A 20,330-nucleotide genomic window follows, 5' to 3' on the forward strand; every position below is an offset into this window, starting at 1 on the left:
ACTCGGAGTCAACCATTATTCAAGTTCTGAGGAAGGAATAATTCGGTAAAAGGTTTCACCCTCTTTAATCATTCCTAGTTCGTTGCGCGCCTGCTCTTCCACGGCATCTAAGCCGCTACGCAAATCGGCGATTTCTGCAACCAACACTGCATTGCGTTGACCAAGGTCTTGGTTAGCAACTGCATGTTTTGCCACTTCATCACGCAAAGCAAAATAGTCATTTAATGAGTTTTTGCCAAACCATAATTGGTACTGTAAAAGCAAAACAATCAGTATCAGTAAAATTTTAAACGAACGCATGGTTCCTCCCTGACAGAGATAATCCCATAAAGCCGATTGTTACTCCATAAGCGTTGTATGATTTATCTAAATCCAAGGCAAAAAAAATCCCCGCCAAAGCGAGGATTTTATAAAGCTATAGGCTTAATTCAAAAAGAATTACTGACCTTTAACTTCTTTAAGACCGTTGTAAGGTGCTTTTGAACCTAAAGCTTCTTCGATACGTAGCAATTGGTTGTACTTAGCAACACGATCAGAACGGCTCAATGAACCTGTCTTGATTTGGCCAGCAGCAGTACCAACAGCTAGGTCAGCGATAGTTGCGTCTTCAGTCTCGCCTGAACGGTGAGAGATAACAACAGTGAAGCCAGCGTCTTTCGCCATTTTAATTGCAGCCAAAGTTTCAGTTAAAGAACCGATTTGGTTGAATTTAATTAGGATAGAGTTAGCAATGCCGTTGTCGATACCGCGCTTAAGGATCTTAGTGTTAGTTACGAACAAATCGTCACCAACTAATTGGATTTTATCACCCATTAGTTTGGTTTGGTGTGCGAAACCATCCCAATCAGACTCATCAAGACCGTCTTCGATAGAAACGATTGGGTACTGTTCAGTAAGTTCTTGTAGGAATACGTTGAACTCTTCTGAAGTGAATTTTTTACCTTCGCCTTTAAGGTCGTAGATGTTTGCTTCTTTGTCGTAAAACTCAGATGCAGCACAATCCATCGCTAAAGTGATGTCTTTACCTAGCTCGTAGCCAGCGTTTGCAACAGCAACTTTAATTGCAGCAAGTGCCGCTTCGTTAGACTCTAGGTTTGGAGCGAAACCACCTTCATCACCAACAGCAGTTGAGTGACCGCCAGCTTTAAGAACTTTAGCTAGGCTATGGAAAACTTCAGCGCCCATACGTAGGCCTTCACGGAAGTTAGCAGCGCCAACAGGTTGAATCATAAATTCTTGGATGTCTACAGAGTTATCTGCGTGCTCACCACCGTTGATGATGTTCATCATTGGAAGAGGCATTGAGTAAACACCAGAAGTACCGTTTAGGTCAGCAATGTGAGCGTATAGTGGTACTTTCTTAGAAATAGCAGCAGCTTTAGCAGCAGCTAGAGATACAGCTAGGATAGCGTTTGCGCCAAACTTAGCTTTGTTATCTGTGCCATCTAGGTCGATCATGATTTGGTCAAGAGCAGCTTGAGCCAATGCATCTTTACCGGCTAGCGCTTCAGCGATTGGGCCGTTTACAGCTTCAACTGCTTTTAATACGCCTTTACCTAAGTAACGAGCTTTATCGCCGTCACGTAATTCTAGGGCTTCACGAGAACCCGTTGATGCACCTGAAGGAGCAGCAGCCATACCGATAGAACCATCAGCAAGATGAACTTCAGCTTCTACAGTTGGGTTACCGCGTGAATCCATGATTTCGCGACCAAGTACTTTTACGATATTAGACATTACTAATTTCCTCTATATAAATGAACTTCTAACTCTCTAAAAAACGTTACCCGCTAATTGATTCTAGCGAGCTTTATTAAATTCACCAGCAGCCTTCACAAACCCTTCAAACAATGGGTGTCCATCGCGAGGAGTTGAGGTGAACTCAGGGTGGAACTGAGCGGCAACAAACCAAGGGTGAGCTGGGTTTTCTATTATTTCTACCAACTTTTTATCTGACGAAAGGCCCGTTACTTGCAAGCCCTTAGCAGTAATCTTAGGCAATATCGTGTTGTTCACTTCGTAGCGGTGACGGTGGCGTTCGTAAATCTCTACACTACCGTACAAGTCAGCTACTTTAGAGCCTTTAGTTAGGTGACATAGCTGTGAACCAAGACGCATAGTACCGCCTAAGTCTGAATCTACATCACGTGTTTCTACTTTTCCGTCTTCATCAATCCATTCGGTGATTAAACCTACTACCGGATATTTAGACTTAGCGTCAAACTCACTAGAGTGTGCGCCTTTCAGGCCAGCTACGTTACGGGCGTATTCAATCAACGCCACTTGCATGCCTAAACAAATACCTAAATAAGGCACTTTGTTTTCACGGGCATATTGGGCAGCCAAAATTTTACCTTCAACGCCACGCTCGCCAAAACCACCTGGAACCAAAATAGCATCAAGATGTTGCAGAACATCGGTGCCTTTTACTTCGAGATCTTGAGAGTCTACGTATTGAATTTTAATGCTTAAGCGATTTTTAAGGCCGGCATGTTTAAGTGCTTCATTAACTGACTTGTAAGCGTCAGGAAGCTCAACATATTTACCCACCATACCAATTACTACTTCATTGGTTGGGTTGGCTTCTTCATAAATCACTTGTTCCCATTCGCTTAGATCAGCTTCTGGGCATTCAACGCCAAAACGTTCAATCACCAACGCGTCTAAGCCTTGTGATTTAAGTAACGCAGGAATTTTGTAAATACTGTCTACGTCTTTCAGTGAGATAACGGCGCGGTCTGGCACATTAGTAAATAACGCAATTTTAGCGCGTTCATTAGCCGGAATAGCGCGGTCGCTACGACAAATAAGAATGTCTGGCTGAATACCAATAGAACGCAACTCTTTCACTGAGTGCTGAGTCGGTTTAGTTTTCACTTCGCCAGCAGCACCAAGATATGGCACTAAGGTTAAATGCATGTACATGGCGCGCTCGCGGCCAATTTCAGTACCTAACTGACGAATTGCCTCTAGGAAAGGTTGTGACTCAATGTCACCCACCGTGCCACCAATTTCTACAATGGCAACATCTACGCCTTCGCCACCCGCTACAATGCGCTCTTTAATGGCATTGGTGATGTGAGGAATAACCTGAATAGTCGCGCCTAAGTAATCGCCACGACGTTCTTTACGTAGTACATCTTCATAAACCCGACCCGTAGTGAAGTTGTTACGCTTAGTCATTTTGTTACGAATGAAACGCTCGTAGTGACCTAAATCTAGGTCAGTTTCAGCGCCGTCTTCGGTCACAAATACTTCGCCGTGTTGGATCGGACTCATCGTGCCGGGGTCAACGTTGATGTACGGGTCAAGCTTCATAATGGTCACTTTAAGACCACGAGCTTCGAGGATAGCAGCCAATGATGCAGCGGCAATACCTTTACCCAAGGAGGATACTACGCCTCCAGTGACGAAAATGTACTTTGTTGTCATGTCTAACCTGAGAAGTTGGATGTGTTAAGGGCGTATCTGCGATACTTGGACGGGGGCATAGTATAGCAAAGCCTCTTTAACACCACAATCAATGTCACTGTATCAAGACTAAGATTTAGTGGTTTTGTTGTAAATCAATTTTTGTAATTTTCTTTCACTTTATCCCAAAGCGCATCCATCTCTTCAAGGCTCATCTGCTTAAGATCTTTGCCACTTTCAGCCGCTAGAGCCTCTACCCCCCTGAATCGATTAGAAAATTTCTGGTTGGCTTGGCGCAATAAGTCTTCCGCATCAAAATCACAGGCGCGAGCTAAATTTACGCAAGAAAACAACAAATCACCGATTTCCTCGGCTACATCTTGGGGTTGTTTAGAGGCGATAGCCTCTTGAACTTCTTCAAGTTCCTCTTTCACTTTATCAATGACTGGCTCAACGCTTGGCCAGTCAAATCCTACATTAGCACAACGCTTTTGTAGCTTTTGTGCACGACTTAATGCAGGTAATGCCATTGGCACATCGTCTAACACACTCGCCTTACTAGCCGATTTACCCGCGCGCTCCTTGGCTTTTTCAGCTTCCCAATTGGCTGTTATGGCTGCTTCATCGGCAAAGTCTTGCTCAGTAAACACATGGGGGTGACGGCGGATCAGCTTCTCACATATACCATCAACCACGTCAGCAAAGTTAAAGTCTCCTTGCTCTTGGCCAAACTGGGCATAAAAAACCACTTGAAAAAGCACATCACCCAGTTCCAGTTTTACGTCTGAAAAATCTTTGCTTTCTATCGCCTGATTAATCGCATCAACCAGCTCATAGGTTTCTTCTATTGTGTACGGCACTATGCTTTGCCAGTGCTGTTGTTGGTCCCATGGGCAACCAACTTCGGGATCTCGCAACTTAGCCATAATGCCAAGCAGCGTATCCATAGTGTAAGGGCGCTGATTCATTTGTTATTGCTTCCAACAGGCTTAACGTAAACGACGAGCTTCAATAATATGGTTAAGCTGGTTTATCTTAGATAGCACTCGAGACAGAGATTCGAGATTATAAATCTCTACTTCCATATCAATAGTGGCAGTTTGGCTTTTCACATCTGAATGACTTTGCATGCCCATTACGTTCACCTTGTCATTAGCTAACACCGTGGTGATATCTCGTAATAACCCCCCTCTATCATTAGCAACAATACGAATGGTGAGGTTATATCCACCCGAATCTTTTCCCCCCCATACCGCGTCAATTACCCGCTCCGGAGTGCGACTAACCAACTCAGCTAATTGCTCACAATCGGCCCCGTGAATTGAGATACCACGACCTTGAGTGATAAACCCTTTAATGAGATCGCCTGGGATGGGCTGGCAACAGCGCGCAATATGGGTCATTAGGTTACCGACACCGTCAATAACAATGGCATCTTTAGCACGTTTCTTCTTTTGTCCGTGATGTTCGGCTTTCTTGGTAATAGTCTCAAGTGCTTGGCGGTCAAGTTCTTCAGCTGTTGGTTTATGAAGAGTAGCCTGCAGATGATGAATCAGTTGGTTTAAACGCACGTCGCCAGCGCCAATAGCCGCCAGCAGGTCATCTAAGGTTTTAACATTAAAGCGCTCTACACAGCTTTCTACGTCACTCATCTTAAAGCCATGCTTGTTAAGCTCAGCTTCTAATAACTCTTTACCAACAACTTGATTTTTATCTTTATCTTGTTTCTTAAACCAAGTGGCAATTTTGTTTCGAGCCCGCGACGACTTCACATACCCTAGATTAGGGTTTAGCCAATCACGGCTTGGGCTAGATTCTTTTTGAGTAATAATTTCAACTTGCTCACCTGTGCGTAACTGGTAGGTAAACGGCACAATGCGCCCACCTATTTTAGCGCCAATACATCGGTGACCCACTTGGCTATGCACGTAATAAGCGAAATCTAATGGCGTAGAGCCCGATGGTAAGTCAATCACCTCGCCACTAGGTGTGAATACATACACACGGTCGTCGAATACTTGAGAGCGAAGCTCTTCTAACATTGAACCGTTTTCAGCAATATCATCTTGCCAAGCCAGTAACTTGCGTAGCCAGGCGATTTTATCTTCAAAATCACTGCGCCCAGCAGAGCCAGCACCGCCCTCTTTATATTTCCAGTGCGCGGCCACGCCCAGCTCGGAATCCTCGTGCATTTGTTTAGTACGAATTTGCACTTCGATAGATTTGCCTTCAGGGCCAATAACTACCGTATGGATCGACTGATAACCGTTAGGTTTAGGATTAGCAACATAGTCATCAAATTCGCTAGGAATATGGTGCCATGAGGTATGTACAATACCTAGAATGGCATAACAGTCTTGCAGCTTTTCAGCGACGATTCGAATTGCGCGAACATCAAACAGCTTATCGAAAGATAGATCCTTCTTCTGCATCTTCCGCCAAATGCTGTAAATGTGTTTTGGTCGCCCATAAACCTGGGCATCAATTTTTGCGCCTTCAATTTCTTGTTGTAGCTTGGCAACAAAATCATCGATGTACTGGGTTCTGTCTAAACGTTTTTCATCGAGCTGCTTGGCAATTTGTTTATAGGTAATGGGATGCAAATAGCGAAAAGTGAAATCTTCCAATTCCCACTTAAGCTGACCAATACCTAAACGGTTAGCCAATGGCGCATAAATGTCTTGGCTCTCTTTAGCTGCCAGTACTCGCACATCTTCTTCTTCGTTTTTAACTTCACGTAAAAAACAGATACGTTCGGCCAACTTAATTACAATGGCACGTACATCACCGACCATCGCCAATAACATGCGACGAACGTTATCAATTTGGATTGAAGATAAACTCTTGTTTTGCCCGGTGCGCAGTACTTTCATCGCATCCATTTGCGCCGCGTCGTATTGAAGCTTTATCACCTCATCGGGAAACTGTGGGCTTAGTTTAGCTTTAGAAAGCAGACCTGCATCCACAAAAGGAAACAGCAACGCCGCTTTTAAGGTTGGCAGATCCATGTTCAAAGTAACAAGGATCTCCACCATCTCTTTGCCTTTACTCAAACAACTGTGGATTTGCTGTTTATCTGCATCTAAGGCACGAAAATAATTACAGGCAACAAATAAGCGCTGTTGGTCTTCAACCGCTATATCTAAGCTTTCAACCCATTGATTTTCATCAAACAAGAGCTCTTGATTAAGGTGTGTTTCTCGAACCGAGACCATACAGCTACGTTTCCTTTGTTTTATTATTCTCTATTAACAAACTAGCCAATACCTAGCGTTCGAACAAGGCCATTGTTTCAACATGTTCAGTGTGGGCGAACATGTCTACCAGCGCTAATTTAACTAACCGATACCCAGCCTGTTTAAGCACTGCTGCGTCTCTAGCTAGTGTTGCAGGGTTACAGGACACATATACTACGGTGCTTGGGCTAAGCTTGGCAACCTGAGTAATAGCAAGTTTTGCTCCTGCACGAGCAGGATCTAATAAGACTTTAGTGACTGCTGAATTTTCCCATACTGTTGCGGTTTCAGCCTGTTCTAAATCACCACTAAAGGCTTGAATATTACTAATATCATTGCGTATTGCATTAAACATCACACGTTCGCTCATGGCCGCTACGCCCTCTACCGCAATCACTTGCTGAGCTTGCTGGGCAATCGCCAAACTAAAGTTGCCAATACCAGAATACAAATCCAATACCACATCGCTTTTGTTTAGCTGCAACCAACCTATAGCAGTAGATACAATCTGTTGATTCATTGCTTCATTCACCTGAATAAAGTCACCGGGCATAAACGCCAAGTTTAGCTGTTGCTCGTTTAACGTGTAATAGGCATCAGAGCCTACTAGCCATCGCTGTTCCTCAGTGTGCAGTTGCAAGCCAATATTATGTAGTTCGGCAAACTGCTTTAATTGCAGCTCTAATTTCTCACTAGGCACTTTGGTTAAGCGAATTTTGCAAACGGTTTGAGGTTGGCAATCGATTAACTCAATATGCCCCAAGCCAACCGTTTTAGGCCAAGCCTTAACTAAGAGCTGTAAAGCAGGAATTAGTTCCGAAAGTTGGGGTATTAGCACTTTACATGCTGAAATAGCCACCAATTGCTTGCTGGCTTTTTGCCTAAAACCCAACTGCCAGCCTGTGGTTTTATCAAACCAAGAACTTAATCGAGCAATCCGGCGATATTGCCATTCATTGCCATAAATCGTTTCAATCTTCGGTAAATCGGTAAAACCGGATAAGCGTGAAATCAGTGCAGCCACCGCGTGCTGTTTGTATTCACGCTGCTCGGCGGCGCCTAAATGTTGTGCACTACAGCCGCCGCAACGTTGATAAAACTCACATTCAGGTTCTATACGCTGAGGTGAAGAACTCAAGCGTTTTAACAACTTAGCAGGGCCAGACTTACTCGCCGGCAAAATATCTATGCGCTCTCCTGGCAGCACATCGTCGACAAAAAATGTTTGGCCATTGGCTTTAACTACGCCCTTTAAGTGGTGATCGAGCTGCAAAACCTCTACACCTCTAAGAGCTTTAACATTGTTCGATTTGGGTTTAGCTTTAAAAAATTGCGCCATAGAAGAGACTTATTAAACCTGTGAATACAAAAAGGGGTGGGCTTATGTCATCATAAGCGATTGGAACCATGTCATTTTCCCATAAGAAACGTTTATGACCAAGTATGGCTTACGTGCCCGCGTATATATTCTCACCATTATACCCACTCTGTTCGTGGGGATCTTGTTAGCGAGTTACTTTACTTTTAACCGTAATCAGCAACTCGATAACTTTGTGATTGAACAAGGGGTTAACGTTATTGAACCGCTGGCTATTGCCAGTGAAGTAGGTTTAAGCCGTTACAACCGAGAAAAAGTTAAATCACTGATCAGTGTAACTCACCGTAAAATGTCTCCGCTTATCAAGAGCATTGCGGTTTACGATAAACACAATCAGCTATTTGTCACCAGTAACTACCACCGCAATATTCGTTTGTTGCAAAGCGATCCAGAATTACCGCTCCCGCAATCGACTCAAGTAGAGATTTACCCCAATCGCATTATTTTACGCGCCCCCATTTGGGCTGAAGCCGAGGGTAGCTTCGCAGCATTTAGCAATGGTAAGCCCGAATTATTGGGCTATATCTCAATGCAGTACAACAAAGACAGGGCCTTGTTACTGCAGTTTAGAGATACCACCGTTGCCCTATTTATTGTTTTATTTGGTGTACTGATTAGTGTGTTGTTTGCTTTCCAATTAAGTAAACAAGTCACTCAGCCCATCACCAACATGGTAAGTATTGTAGATAGAATTCGCCAAGGGCGCTTAGATGCGCGGGTAGATGGCAGTTACACAGGTGAGCTGGGTTTACTGAAACATGGTATTAATTCCATGGCGAAATCCTTGGCCGAATACCACGAAGAAATGCATCAGAGCATTGACCAAGCCACCAGTGATCTAAGGGAAACCTTAGAGCAGATTGAAATTCAAAACATTGAGTTGGATATTGCTAAGAAAGAAGCCCAACAAGGGGCAAAAGCTAAATCTGAATTCTTGGCCAATATGAGCCATGAGCTTAGAACGCCATTAAATGGCGTCATTGGTTTTGCTCGCCAACTACTAAAAACGCAACTGAGCAATAACCAAGCAGATTACCTGCTCACCATTGAAAAGTCGGCTAACAACCTATTAGCTATCATTAACGACATTCTAGATTTCTCAAAATTAGAAGCCGGTAAACTAAAGCTAGAACGTATCGACTTTAATTTTCGCGATACCGTAAACGATGTAGTCACCCTACTCGCTCCTAGCGCTCAAGATAAAAACCTAGAATTAAACCTTTTGATTGAACCTAATGTTCCCGAAGGCTTGCGAGGCGATCCTTTGCGGCTGCAACAAGTCTTTACCAACCTGTTGGGCAATGCCATTAAGTTTACTCACCAAGGGCAAATAACTGTAAACGTTGGCTTAGTTAAACAACAAGGTCAGAAAGTAATACTTGGTGCCTCAGTACAAGATACTGGTATTGGTATTTCTAAAGAGCAACAGTCTCAGCTGTTCCAAGCCTTTAAACAAGCAGACACCAGCATTAACCGCGAATATGGTGGTACTGGATTAGGGTTAGTGATTACCCAGAAGCTAGTGCAACAAATGGGGGGCGACATTAAACTAAGCTCTGAGCCTGAACATGGCGCTATTTTTGGTTTTGAGCTCCATATGGAGCTTGCCGAAATGGTATTGGGTGCACCGCTTCCACTTACCGCCTTAAGTAAGACCTCGGTGTTATTGTTTGAACCGCACGAGATTAGCCAAGCGGTAGTGTCTGGCTTAGCAGAGCAGTGGCAGTTACCACTGCAAACCGTTAACACTGAGCAACAGTGGCGCAATGCCCTTGTCGATTTTCAGGGCACCTTGGTCATCGGCCATAGCGATTGGAAAGATTTAGCGCCTCTTCAACAAAAAATAACCCAAGCACTTAAAGTGTCTTACGAAGTGATTGCGCTGATTAACTCAAGCGATCCCGATATTCACCAAGTGATTTTACAAGCAGGTGCGAAACACTGCATTAGCAAGCCCATTAATCATCGTAAATTCGCACACGCCTTGGTAGATGACCGCATCGACGACTCTCCTGTTGTTACGCCAATCGCCAAAGTATCGCGCTCAAAACTGGTCCTGCGAGTACTCGCAGTTGATGACAACGCCGCCAACCTCAAGCTAATTTCAGCCATGTTGGAAGAGTTGGTGACCGAAGTAGATACCTGTACGAATGGCTTAGAGGCAATAACTAAAGCCGAAGAAAACTCTTACAACCTGATATTGATGGATATTCAAATGCCGATTTTAGACGGTATTAGCGCCACACAAAAAATCCGTGAAAATAGTAAAAACCAGCAAACACCAATTATTGCGGTAACGGCGCATGCCTTAGCCGGTGAAAAGGAACAGCTGCTCGGCCAAGGTGTAGACGACTACCTTGCCAAACCTATCGACGAGTCCTCTTTAGAGAAGCTTATTCATCGCTGGCAACCCAACGCCAAATTGCTCAGTCGTGAAAACTTAGTGTCTACCTTAGAGCAACCGCAGATATTGGAGTTTGAAAACGCCAGCTTGTCTTGGCAATTAGCCATGCAACGTGCCAACAATAATCAAACTCTTGCGCTAGATATGTTTGTGATGCTTCAAGAAAGCTTTGCTGAAATAGAAAGCGGCATTGAGCAAGTACTTGCTCAGCAGCTAAACGCTGATGAATTTGTATTGCTGATCCATCGCTTTAGAGGCGGTTGTGCTTACAGCGGCTGTAAACGTCTAGAGTCTTTAGCTGGCACTATTGAAGATAGCTTACGTCAGCACGGAGAGGTGGCTAGGGTTGAGCCTGAACTGCTTGAGCTAAGTGATGAGATTGAAAAAGTGAAACTCGCTGCTAAGCAAATCAACCAACAACTCAACTAATCGCTCAATGGGATTCACTCCAAGAAAAAAGCCGCTTTGCAGCGGTTTTTGTTATTGTTCTTCTTCTATTTTAGCTTGGTCTTGTTGTTCTTTTAAGAATCGCCCGGTGAGCACTTGCCCTCTATTGCGATTACAATACCAGTTGTAGAAGGGGTAACTTACTAGGCCAAATAAAGCCGTCACTAAAGCATTACTGAACGGCGAAATAATCATCGGCAATATCGCCTGAATAATGTTTCCACCATTCATAATGGTATAGATTAACAAAGCCAAGCCAGCTATTACACCTACACCAAAACCCACTAAAGCCAACAGCTTCATTAGACCAAATAAGTCTAACTGAACGCGATATCGTTCAACCAAGATACTTCTCCTTTATTCGCGCTCTAGTACTACGGTAGCCACCGCGTAATCGCGCTCATCACTAATACTAATAAACTGACTGGTTACCCCTAGCTGCTCTGCTAACGCTAAAGCGGCTCCGCTAAAATGCAACTCGGGTTTACCCAATTGGTTGTTACTAATTTCAATTTGCTGAAAACCAACGCCTTTGGCGATGCCGGTTCCCAAAGCTTTGGCAGCAGCCTCTTTAGCAGCAAAGCGTTTAGCAAGAAAACGAGCCGCTGAAGAATGTTCAGCAAATCGTAGCTGTTCGCTTTCGGTTAAAACACGCTTTGCTAGGGCTTGCATTTGCTTACTATTAGCAATGCGCGCTACCTGTACAATATCGGTGCCCAAACCTACCACGGCCACGACTTATTGCTCGCTCTTGCGCGCTTGTACCATTAAGGCTTTCATTTCGCTTACGGCCTCAGTCATGCCAACCATTACCGCGCGAGCAATAATGGCATGGCCAATATTCAACTCAATAATTTCTGGTAATGCCGCAATAGGCAATACGTTGTGATAGTGCAAACCGTGGCCAGCATTCACTTTTAGGCCTTTATCAGCGGCATAGCTAGCGGCTGCTGCAATTTTCTTTAATTCTGATTGCTGGGCAGCTTCATCTTTTGCATCGGCATAATGGCCGGTATGCAACTCAATAAACGGTGCGCCTGAGGCTAACGATGCATCAATTTGCTCATCATCTGCATCGATAAACAGCGACACTAATATACCCGCTTTAGATAAGTTGCTCACCGCGGCGGTAATCTTCTCAAGATTACCAACAACATCCAAGCCGCCTTCTGTAGTTAGCTCTTCACGCTTTTCCGGCACTAGGCATACAAAATGAGGTTTATGCTGACAAGCAATTTCTATCATTTCATCGGTAACAGCCATCTCAAGGTTTAGACGGGTCTGCACTGTTTGGCTCATTACCGCTACGTCACGATCCACTATATGGCGACGGTCTTCTCTCAAGTGAATGGTAATGCCATCGGCACCGGCCATTTCAGCAATGCCAGCAGCCAAAACAGGATCTGGATAAGTGGTGCCACGCGCTTGGCGTAAAGTGGCGATATGGTCGACGTTAACGCCTAATAAAATGTCACTCACGTACTTTCCTTCTTCAACAATGCTGTTATCGAACAGCTTTATTGGTAGTTTTAATTGGGGTAAATAGCTTACGACTGGTTAGTTCTCTTCCACCGAGTAACTGCGCAATCGCGATCCGACAAAAACGTTTGGCACAAGCAAGGTGTGACGCTTGTAGCGGATCAAAACTTAGCAACATCAGCACTTCTTGGTAACTAAAAATAACATTACTTAAGCGAAGAGACGTTACTACAAATCCTTGGTCTAAACGATACTGATAGTTAACACCATCGGCAAGCTGTTCTGGCTCAGTTAAGGCAAAACCTAAATCAGCTATCAAGTTCAATTCAAATTCACGTAAACAGGCTTCCAAAGGTTGCTGCTTCGCCAGTGCCATTAAACTATCTTGGTACAGCTGATACAAGCCGGGATAAGCGGTGTTTTCGTCGAGCAAATAGTACAATAGTTCATTCAGGTAGAGGGCGCTGTATAAGTAGTTGCCAAACAAAGGCAAAGCTAAATTACTGGCCTCTACTTGTTTAAAATTGAGTAAGCTACCTTTGCCAGCAAGTTCAACCAGCAAAGGAACGCCAGGCTGCAAAATGCCGCGCGATTTAGACCGTTTAGCCCGCGCGCCTCTTGCTACAGCACTTACTTTGCCAAATTCTAACGTGAATAGCTGAACCAACAAACTCGTTTCACGATAAGGCCGCGTATGAATAACAAACGCGGGAGTAAGTGCCTGTTCAGGCAAGCTTATTCGTCTCCGTAACCTAAGCTACGCAAAGCGCGCTCATCGTCGGCCCAACCAGATTTAACCTTCACCCACATTTCTAGGAACACTTTGTTATCAAACAAACGCTCCATATCTAAGCGGGCTTCTTTACCAATGGTTTTCAGTTTGTCGCCTTTGCTGCCAATAATCATTCGTTTTTGGCTAGGGCGTTCAACAAGAATCAGGGCATTGATTTGATACACGCCATTCTCTTGCATCTTAAACTGTTCAATTTCTACGGTGGTTGAATACGGTAATTCTTGACCGGTAAAACGCATTAGTTTTTCACGTACAATCTCTGCAGCCATAAAGCGCGAAGAACGGTCGGTTATATAGTCTTCAGGGAAAAAATGCACATTCTCAGGCAGGGTTTGTTGCGCCCATTCTCGAATTTGCTCAATGTTTTTCCCCTGCTTGGCTGATATCGGTAGTATGTGTGAGAAATCAAATTTTTCCTGCATCAACTTCATATGCGGGAATAACTCTTCTTTATCTTGTACGTTATCCACCTTATTAATTGCCAATACTACTGGCACTTTTAAATGGCGTAATTTTCCCAGCACCAATTCATCATCGGCTGTCCACTTGGTGCCTTCAACCACAAACACCACCATTGACACATCGCCCAAAGAGCTGGTCGCAGCGCGGTTCATTAAGCGGTTAATGGCACGCTGTTCTTCAATATGTAAACCGGGAGTATCTACAAAAATAGTTTGATAGATATCATCGGTATCAATACCTAGAATACGGTGACGAGTGGTTTGTGGCTTCTTAGAAGTGATGCTTACCTTTTGGCCAAGAATAGAGTTAAGTAAAGTGGATTTACCTACATTTGGGCGACCAACAATGGCTACAAAGCCACAACGAGTATCATAATTCATACTAAACGCTCCAATACCAACTCAGCGGCAACTTGTTCAGCTTTACGGCGACTAGTGCTAGTGCCAACAACAGGTTCATCTAAGCCTTCTACAGCACAACTCACGGTGAACTGCTGATTATGTGCCTCACCTTTTATGTCTACTACTTGGTAGTCAGGTAAAGCTTGTTTACGTGATTGCAAAATCTCTTGTAAACGAGTTTTAGGATCTTTTTGACTTAAACCCGGTTCAATTGTGTTTAAGCGATCTTGGTACCAATTCAGTAGCATAGTTTTGGCGCTATCAGTGCCACTATCTAAGTATACTGCACCAATAATTGCTTCAACCGCATCGGCTAAAATAGATTCACGACGAAAGCCGCCGCTTTTCAATTCACCTGGCCCCAATTTAATGTATTCACCCAACTCAAAATTACGGGCTAGCTCAGCTAAGGTTTTACCCTTAACCAAGGTAGAGCGCATAGGGCTTAAGTCGCCTTCAGATACATCGGGAAAACGGTGGTAAAGCTCGTCAGCAATCACCCAACTCAGTACCGCATCGCCTAAAAATTCAAGGCGTTCATTGTGTACACCTCCGGCACTGCGATGCGTTAATGCTAAGTTAAGCAGGCTGTCATCTTTAAATTTGTACCCTATCGCACGCTGCAAGCGTTCTGGGTTTGAGCTAATCATCATCTACCTTTTACTTGATCGCACCAATGCGATTAAATCGAACACCGGTGGGTATCCATCCTGGTAATATTGAATCTTCGGCGCGCTCAAATTCAAAGCTAATCCATATAGCTACGGCTTTACCTACTAGGTTCTCATCAGAAACAAATCCCCAGTAACGGCTGTCTGTACTGTTATCGCGGTTATCGCCAAAGGCCAAGTAATGACCTTCTGGAACAATCCACTCATCTTTAGCCGTACCTGGCTGCTGATAAAAGTATTGCACGCGATCTGGAGCTGCTGGATTAATCAATATTTCATGACTCACTTCGCCCAGTTGCTCATGATAATTTTCTAGTGACATAGGGCCTTGTTTAAAGCGACCTGACACTTCAAAGTCTAGCGGAACAGGCTTCAACTCAGGGCAAGGTGTGGATTCACACTTTGGCTGAATGAATAGCTGTTTGCCTCGATAAATCACTCGATCGCCGGGTAAACCTACAATGCGCTTGATGTAATCAATGCGAGTATCTTGAGGATACTTAAATACCGCTACATCACCACGCTCTGGGCTACCGGTTTCCAACAAGGTTGAACGAGTTACCGGATCTTTCAATCCGTAAGCAAACTTCTCAACCAAAATGAAATCACCCACTAATAAAGTCGGCATCATCGAGCCAGATGGAATTTGAAAAGGCTCATAAATAAACGAGCGCAACACCATCACAATGGCAATAACCGGGAATACTGAACGCCCGTTTTCGATCCACCCTGGAGGCGCAGTGATCTTCTCTTCGGCGTCACTAGGTAACTCACCGCCAGCGGCAGTTCGAGCATCTAGCAACTTAGCGGCACGTTGCTTTTCCCAATGAAACTTATCTAAAGCCCAGATAATTCCGGTTACAAATGTAGCCAATACCAGAATTAGCGGAAATATAGTGGCCATGTTAGTCCTTTCCAATATGTAGTACGGCTAAGAATGCTTCTTGAGGTACTTCCACGTTACCTACTTGCTTCATTCGTTTCTTACCCGCTTTTTGTTTCGCTAATAGTTTCTTCTTACGGCTAACGTCGCCGCCATAACATTTGGCGATAACGTTCTTACGCAACTGCTTAACAGTAGAGCGTGCAATAATATGCATGCCAATTGAGGCTTGAATAGCAATATCGAACATCTGACGCGGAATCAATTCTTTCATTTTATCTACGACCTGGCGACCACGAGACTCAGAGTGATCTTTGTGAGTAATTAATGCTAGGGCATCCACTCTGTCACCATTGATCATGATGTCTACACGCACCATATTCGCCGCTTGGAAATGTTTAAAATTGTAATCCAACGAGGCATAACCACGGCTAGTCGATTTCAGCTTATCGAAAAAGTCTAATACCACTTCAGCCATTGGAATTTCGTAAGTTAGTGCAACTTGCTTACCGTGATAAGCCATGTTGATTTGCATGCCGCGTTTTTCAACACATAAGGTAATCACATTACCCAAGTACTCTTGTGGCACCAAAATGTTTACTTCAGCGATGGGTTCACGAATTTCAGCAATATTATTGGTTGGCGGCAATTTAGCTGGGCTATCAACAAACAGCTCTTCACCACTGTTCATTTCAACCTGGTAAACCACAGTAGGTGCAGTGGTAATTAAATCAAGATCGTATTCGCGTTCTAAGCGCTCTTGAATAATCTCCATGTGCAACATGCCTAAGAAACCACAACGGAAACCAAAACCTAAAGCGGTAGAGTTTTCTGGCTCATAAAATAAAGAAGCATCATTCAGACTTAGTTTGCCTAAGGCATCACGAAAGTTTTCGTAATCATCTGAACTGGTTGGGAACAAACCTGCATATACCTGAGGTTTAACTTTTTTAAAGCCCGGTAAAGCTTGCTCAGAACCATTCTTAAGTGTGGTAAGCGTATCGCCCACTGGTGCACCAAGAATGTCTTTAATGCCTGCCACAATGTAGCCCACTTCACCCGTTTTCAATACGCCAGTATTGGTTTGCTTAGGCGTAAAAATACCTACTTCGTTCACTACGTGAGCTTGTCCGGTAGACATCACGACCATGCGTTCACCGGCTTTTAGCTCGCCATTAGTGACACGAACTAACGACACTACGCCTTGGTAGTTATCAAACCATGAGTCAATAATTAGTGCTTGTAGCGGCGCTTCATCGTCACCTTCTGGTGGCGGTACGTCACGTACAATGGTTTCTAATACGTCTTCAATACCTAAACCCGTTTTAGCCGAACAAACTGTAGCGTCGGTGGCGTCAATCCCCACAATGTCTTCAATTTCTTCAGCTACGCGATCAGGATCAGCCTGTGGCAAGTCAATTTTGTTAAGCACAGGAATGACTTCTAATTCCATTTCCATCGCCGTATAACAGTTAGCTAAGGTCTGCGCTTCTACGCCTTGCGCTGCGTCAACTACCAGTAAAGCACCTTCACAAGCCGCCAAAGAACGTGATACTTCATAGGTGAAGTCAACATGCCCTGGGGTATCAATAAAGTTAAGTTGGTAAGTTTCACCGTTTTTGGCCGTGTAATCCAAGGTGACACTTTGTGCTTTAATGGTAATTCCGCGTTCACGCTCTAAATCCATAGAGTCTAAAACTTGCGCTTCCATCTCACGATTACTCAAGCCACCACAGTGTTGGATTAAGCGGTCGGATAGGGTCGATTTACCATGGTCGATATGAGCGATAATCGAAAAGTTACGAATATTCTTATTTATCAAGATATTACCTTTGTAAAATCATCAATGAGCAAACCAAAGCTCAACTTTCTTTAAAATGCAGCAATCGCGCATTGTATCGTTGACGCGGATACTACCACAATCCATCAAAATCCAAAAAAAATGCGTACTTATTTCAGTAAATGTTTTACCAGTAATAAAACTAAAAAAGCGCCCAATTTTGGACGCTTTAAAAAACTTAACTTTGCCGACTCAGCATTCGTGGTCGATAACGCGAATGATGGATAAAATACCTAGCCATCAAACGTACCGATAAAAAGCCAAGTAACAAACCGCTAAACGCGCTTAAAGCAATAAGCAAATCACCCGCCATATTCTGTTGGCTTAACCATTTTCCGATACCGGCACCAGCGATAAGCATAATCAAGGGCAGTAAATACACGAGCAAAGCACTTTGCAGCATATTTTTTGCCACCAAACCCAATTCAATCTGGTCACCTAATTCTACTGAATCAGTGAGCTTTACTTTAAGTTGGTGAGTTCGAGTTGGAAAAGCTTTAGCGATAGCGCTATTCCCGCAATGCTCAGCACTTCCACAACTACCACAGGCACTTTTACTGACACACTCTACGGTTGCATAGCCATCATTAACTCCCACCACTTTGGCGGTTTCAATGATCAGTGGGCTGTTATTGAGCAGGCTCATTAGCTTTCTCTAGGTATGGGCCGATAACTACGGAGTCAGCAATTTTTGACGCAGTTTCTGGAGGAATCTCTCCCACAACCGTAATTTCAATGCCTTTTCTCACAACGGTGTGCAAACTTGTCGCACCTTGACGAACCAGTTGCTCACGTAAAGGATTCGTTTGGCCAATTGCGTTGGCATAGACCGAGATATCAAATAAGCCGTCGCTGAGTTTGATGTAGTCAACAGATTCAGACAGCACAGCCAAAGAATGCTGCTCTTGTTGCGCAATATTCATTCCCTTGGGCTGCCAGCCTAAACGCCAATTAATTTTATGTTCTTCGTTGTTAACCGCTTCTTTACCCACAACCGTGCTAGGTAAATCTAAGCTCGAGAGCTCTATCATCCATTCACTTGGCTGTTCAAACTCAGATAAAGTCACAGCCATGTGCTGCTCTACTAGCTCACCATTTTGGTCAACAATGTCTAAACGCAAAGGTAGCTGCGATCCATAATCTATCCAAAAATATAAGCCGTATAAGTCTGAAGATTTAGGCACAATCCGCATCACTTGAGCGGGACGCCCTGCTACGCGGCTCTTACCAGCAATCACTAGATCATAATTTGCTTGTAAGTTATCTAAATTAACCGCAGCTAAATTGCCAAACATACCCGGCAAGCGAGTAGTGTCAAGGCTATAAGGAGTTTGGCCAGGTTCAAAGAATGCAACGGTTCCGTCTCGATACACTGCTTCATTAGCGGGGCCATTGAGGTAGACTCGATGAGCCACTTCAACGTCATCCACCACACCATGAATTAGCCGCACTGGTTCTATGTGGCCTTGGCGTACGATAATGTATGAAATTTCATATTGTCGCTGCTGAAAAGCTTGTTGGTAATCTTGAAGCAAGCTAATAGCGGGGCTAGTTTGAGTAACAATGCTAGAACTAGCATCAACGGTGGATGAGGTGTTGATAGTTTCTGCTGAAACAGAAAAGGATGCCAGCAACAACATTACTGGCATCCCGATAGTCTTAAAGCGCATAGGCTATATTATTACTCTACGATACGTTGCTGAAAACGGTGGTCCTGTAAATAGGCACTGATACGTTTACGTTGTTCGATAATCTCAGCTTCGCTTAATTCACGAGGCTGTGGGTTAGACTGCAAGCTAACTGGCGCTACTGCACCACCCACTGGCACGGTATTAAAAACCGGCAGAGGCTGTTCGGCATCGCCCGCTTGGAAAGAATATTGTTGAACACCGATAATCGCCGCTACAGCTACCGAGGCAGCAATTGCATATTGGCCAGCGTATTTAAAGAAACGAACCACCTTAACAGAAGATTCTTTAGTCTCTGTAACCTGAGGTTTAGGCGCTACAATAGCAGGCTCTTGCTCTAGGGCTGAAGCAACTTTACTGGCAATATCTATATCGATTTGCTTTGGCGCGTCGCCTCGAAGTACATCACCAATCAAATGGTAATTACTCCACTGCTCTGTATGCTCTGGCTCATTGGCTAACAGATCTAACAGTGTTGCGTCGGTTAATTCGTTATCAACCAGTGCGGATAACTGTTCTTTATTTGCCATATTGGTCATTAATCCCCAAAGTTACCTACTTAAAAGCGGTTGTATTCGCTTTTCAATTGCATCCCTTGCTCGAAATATCCGTGATCTCACGGTTCCGACAGGACAATCCATTACATTTGCAATCTCTTCGTAGCTTAAGCCATCTATCTCTCGAAGAGTAATTGCTGTGCGCAAATCATCAGGTAGTCCTTCCATTGTAGCAAAAACTACCTCTTTTATTTCTTCGGATAACAACAAAGTTTCTGGAGTGTCAGCTTCTTTTAAAGCTTCAGCGCCATCGTAAAACTCTGCTTCCTCCGCATCCACATCATTTGCTGGGGGTCTACGCCCTTGAGCCACAATATGGTTTTTCGCAGTATTAACCGCAATTCGGTACAACCAAGTATAAAACGCACTTTCGCCTCGAAAGTTAGGTAAAGCACGGTAAGCTTTGATAAACGCATCTTGCGTTACATCTGCTACATCACCATGATTCACGATATAACGTGATATAAGGTTTGTTACCTTATGTTGGTATTTTTGTACCAACAAATTAAATGCCGCTTTATCGCCACGCTGTGTCCGTTCGACCAACGTTTGATCTGTCCACTGTTCTGACATCTGTAACTACCGTCTCCCTAATGCTTGAGTTTCGGTAGCTTTTTTGGCGGCACATCTCTTCAGACTGCTTGTTTTCAAAAAAGTTCTCTTCCAACCAAATAAAATTT

Annotated in this window: 19 protein-coding genes; 1 reads left to right on the forward strand and 18 read right to left on the reverse strand. The window is 44.0% G+C overall.

What is annotated here, in order from left to right; all coding sequences use genetic code 11:
- Window positions 1–15 precede the first annotated feature (15 nt).
- The 6 genes from ftsB to rlmD form a co-directional block, all read right to left on the reverse strand.
- Window positions 16–300: a cell division protein FtsB gene (gene ftsB, locus FFR00_RS01610; protein WP_137671610.1), complete on the reverse strand. Its 285-nt coding sequence runs from the start codon at window positions 298–300 to the stop codon at window positions 16–18.
- 138 nt (window positions 301–438) lie between these two features.
- Window positions 439–1,737, reverse strand: coding sequence for a phosphopyruvate hydratase (gene eno / locus FFR00_RS01615; RefSeq protein WP_137671611.1), 1,299 nt, complete (start codon window positions 1,735–1,737; stop codon window positions 439–441).
- Window positions 1,738–1,800: 63 nt separating this feature from the next.
- Window positions 1,801–3,432, reverse strand: coding sequence for a CTP synthase (locus FFR00_RS01620; protein ID WP_137671612.1), 1,632 nt, complete (start codon window positions 3,430–3,432; stop codon window positions 1,801–1,803).
- Between the two features lie 134 nt (window positions 3,433–3,566).
- Window positions 3,567–4,379, reverse strand: a complete 813-nt coding sequence (gene mazG, locus FFR00_RS01625) for a nucleoside triphosphate pyrophosphohydrolase (RefSeq protein WP_137671613.1) — start codon at window positions 4,377–4,379, stop codon at window positions 3,567–3,569.
- 21 nt (window positions 4,380–4,400) lie between these two features.
- Entirely contained in the window at window positions 4,401–6,626 is a 2,226-nt protein-coding gene (gene relA / locus FFR00_RS01630; RefSeq protein ID WP_137671614.1) for a GTP diphosphokinase, read from the reverse strand.
- Window positions 6,627–6,678: 52 nt separating this feature from the next.
- Complete coding sequence (gene rlmD / locus FFR00_RS01635) at window positions 6,679–7,986, reverse strand: 23S rRNA (uracil(1939)-C(5))-methyltransferase RlmD (RefSeq protein WP_137671615.1); 1,308 nt, start codon at window positions 7,984–7,986, stop codon at window positions 6,679–6,681.
- A gap of 94 nt (window positions 7,987–8,080) precedes the next feature.
- Between rlmD and barA the strand changes: the two genes are divergently transcribed.
- Entirely contained in the window at window positions 8,081–10,858 is a 2,778-nt protein-coding gene (gene barA / locus FFR00_RS01640; protein ID WP_137671616.1) for a two-component sensor histidine kinase BarA, read from the forward strand.
- A 51-nt stretch (window positions 10,859–10,909) separates the two neighbouring features.
- Here barA and FFR00_RS01645 read toward each other — a convergent pair whose 3' ends face one another.
- The 12 genes from FFR00_RS01645 to rpoE form a co-directional block, all read right to left on the reverse strand.
- Window positions 10,910–11,221, reverse strand: a complete 312-nt coding sequence (locus tag FFR00_RS01645; protein WP_137671617.1) for a hypothetical protein — start codon at window positions 11,219–11,221, stop codon at window positions 10,910–10,912.
- A gap of 12 nt (window positions 11,222–11,233) precedes the next feature.
- Window positions 11,234–11,611 carry a holo-ACP synthase gene (gene acpS, locus FFR00_RS01650; protein WP_137671618.1) on the reverse strand — a complete coding sequence of 126 codons (378 nt, stop codon included), beginning with the start codon at window positions 11,609–11,611 and terminating at the stop codon, window positions 11,234–11,236.
- Between the two features lie 3 nt (window positions 11,612–11,614).
- Complete coding sequence (gene pdxJ / locus FFR00_RS01655) at window positions 11,615–12,355, reverse strand: pyridoxine 5'-phosphate synthase (protein WP_137671619.1); 741 nt, start codon at window positions 12,353–12,355, stop codon at window positions 11,615–11,617.
- Window positions 12,356–12,380: 25 nt separating this feature from the next.
- The gene (gene recO / locus FFR00_RS01660; RefSeq protein WP_161985065.1) at window positions 12,381–13,088 is read right to left on the reverse strand and encodes a DNA repair protein RecO; all 708 of its coding nucleotides are present in this window, start codon (window positions 13,086–13,088) and stop codon (window positions 12,381–12,383) included.
- A gap of 2 nt (window positions 13,089–13,090) precedes the next feature.
- Window positions 13,091–13,990 carry a GTPase Era gene (gene era / locus FFR00_RS01665; protein WP_137671621.1) on the reverse strand — a complete coding sequence of 300 codons (900 nt, stop codon included), beginning with the start codon at window positions 13,988–13,990 and terminating at the stop codon, window positions 13,091–13,093.
- Window positions 13,987–14,661 (reverse strand): ribonuclease III, encoded by a 675-nt coding sequence (rnc, locus tag FFR00_RS01670; RefSeq protein WP_201798681.1) that lies wholly within the window; start codon window positions 14,659–14,661, stop codon window positions 13,987–13,989. The genes era and rnc overlap by 4 nt, the downstream gene beginning before the upstream one ends.
- 10 nt (window positions 14,662–14,671) lie before the next feature.
- Window positions 14,672–15,586 carry a signal peptidase I gene (gene lepB, locus FFR00_RS01675; RefSeq protein ID WP_137671622.1) on the reverse strand — a complete coding sequence of 305 codons (915 nt, stop codon included), beginning with the start codon at window positions 15,584–15,586 and terminating at the stop codon, window positions 14,672–14,674.
- Window position 15,587: 1 nt separating this feature from the next.
- Window positions 15,588–17,387 (reverse strand): translation elongation factor 4, encoded by a 1,800-nt coding sequence (lepA, locus tag FFR00_RS01680; RefSeq protein WP_201798667.1) that lies wholly within the window; start codon window positions 17,385–17,387, stop codon window positions 15,588–15,590.
- Window positions 17,388–17,583: 196 nt separating this feature from the next.
- Complete coding sequence (locus tag FFR00_RS01685; RefSeq protein WP_137671623.1) at window positions 17,584–18,051, reverse strand: SoxR reducing system RseC family protein; 468 nt, start codon at window positions 18,049–18,051, stop codon at window positions 17,584–17,586.
- Complete coding sequence (locus FFR00_RS01690; RefSeq protein ID WP_161985066.1) at window positions 18,035–19,054, reverse strand: MucB/RseB C-terminal domain-containing protein; 1,020 nt, start codon at window positions 19,052–19,054, stop codon at window positions 18,035–18,037. The genes FFR00_RS01685 and FFR00_RS01690 overlap by 17 nt, the downstream gene beginning before the upstream one ends.
- 32 nt (window positions 19,055–19,086) lie before the next feature.
- Window positions 19,087–19,623: a sigma-E factor negative regulatory protein gene (locus FFR00_RS01695; protein ID WP_137671625.1), complete on the reverse strand. Its 537-nt coding sequence runs from the start codon at window positions 19,621–19,623 to the stop codon at window positions 19,087–19,089.
- A gap of 21 nt (window positions 19,624–19,644) precedes the next feature.
- Complete coding sequence (gene rpoE / locus FFR00_RS01700; RefSeq protein ID WP_137671626.1) at window positions 19,645–20,223, reverse strand: RNA polymerase sigma factor RpoE; 579 nt, start codon at window positions 20,221–20,223, stop codon at window positions 19,645–19,647.
- Between the last annotated feature and the right edge of the window lie 107 nt (window positions 20,224–20,330).

Source organism: Agarivorans sp. Toyoura001 (assembly GCF_005405585.1).
Lineage (GTDB): Bacteria > Pseudomonadota > Gammaproteobacteria > Enterobacterales > Celerinatantimonadaceae > Agarivorans.

Bases quoted from the DNA above. Each gene is read 5' to 3' on its own strand.
- eno (WP_137671611.1), bottom strand. From the start codon at position 1,737: ATGTCTAATATCGTAAAAGTACTTGGTCGCGAAATCATGGATTCACGC.
- mazG (WP_137671613.1), bottom strand. From the start codon at position 4,379: ATGAATCAGCGCCCTTACACTATGGATACGCTGCTTGGCATTATGGCT.
- rlmD (WP_137671615.1), bottom strand. From the start codon at position 7,986: ATGGCGCAATTTTTTAAAGCTAAACCCAAATCGAACAATGTTAAAGCT.
- era (WP_137671621.1), bottom strand. From the start codon at position 13,990: ATGAATTATGATACTCGTTGTGGCTTTGTAGCCATTGTTGGTCGCCCA.
- FFR00_RS01690 (WP_161985066.1), bottom strand. From the start codon at position 19,054: ATGCCAGTAATGTTGTTGCTGGCATCCTTTTCTGTTTCAGCAGAAACT.
- rnc (WP_201798681.1), bottom strand. From the start codon at position 14,661: ATGATTAGCTCAAACCCAGAACGCTTGCAGCGTGCGATAGGGTACAAA.
- FFR00_RS01685 (WP_137671623.1), bottom strand. From the start codon at position 18,051: ATGAGCCTGCTCAATAACAGCCCACTGATCATTGAAACCGCCAAAGTG.
- FFR00_RS01620 (WP_137671612.1), bottom strand. From the start codon at position 3,432: ATGACAACAAAGTACATTTTCGTCACTGGAGGCGTAGTATCCTCCTTG.
- relA (WP_137671614.1), bottom strand. From the start codon at position 6,626: ATGGTCTCGGTTCGAGAAACACACCTTAATCAAGAGCTCTTGTTTGAT.
- rpoE (WP_137671626.1), bottom strand. From the start codon at position 20,223: ATGTCAGAACAGTGGACAGATCAAACGTTGGTCGAACGGACACAGCGT.
- FFR00_RS01695 (WP_137671625.1), bottom strand. From the start codon at position 19,623: ATGGCAAATAAAGAACAGTTATCCGCACTGGTTGATAACGAATTAACC.
- lepB (WP_137671622.1), bottom strand. From the start codon at position 15,586: ATGGCCACTATATTTCCGCTAATTCTGGTATTGGCTACATTTGTAACC.
- ftsB (WP_137671610.1), bottom strand. From the start codon at position 300: ATGCGTTCGTTTAAAATTTTACTGATACTGATTGTTTTGCTTTTACAG.
- barA (WP_137671616.1), top strand. From the start codon at position 8,081: ATGACCAAGTATGGCTTACGTGCCCGCGTATATATTCTCACCATTATA.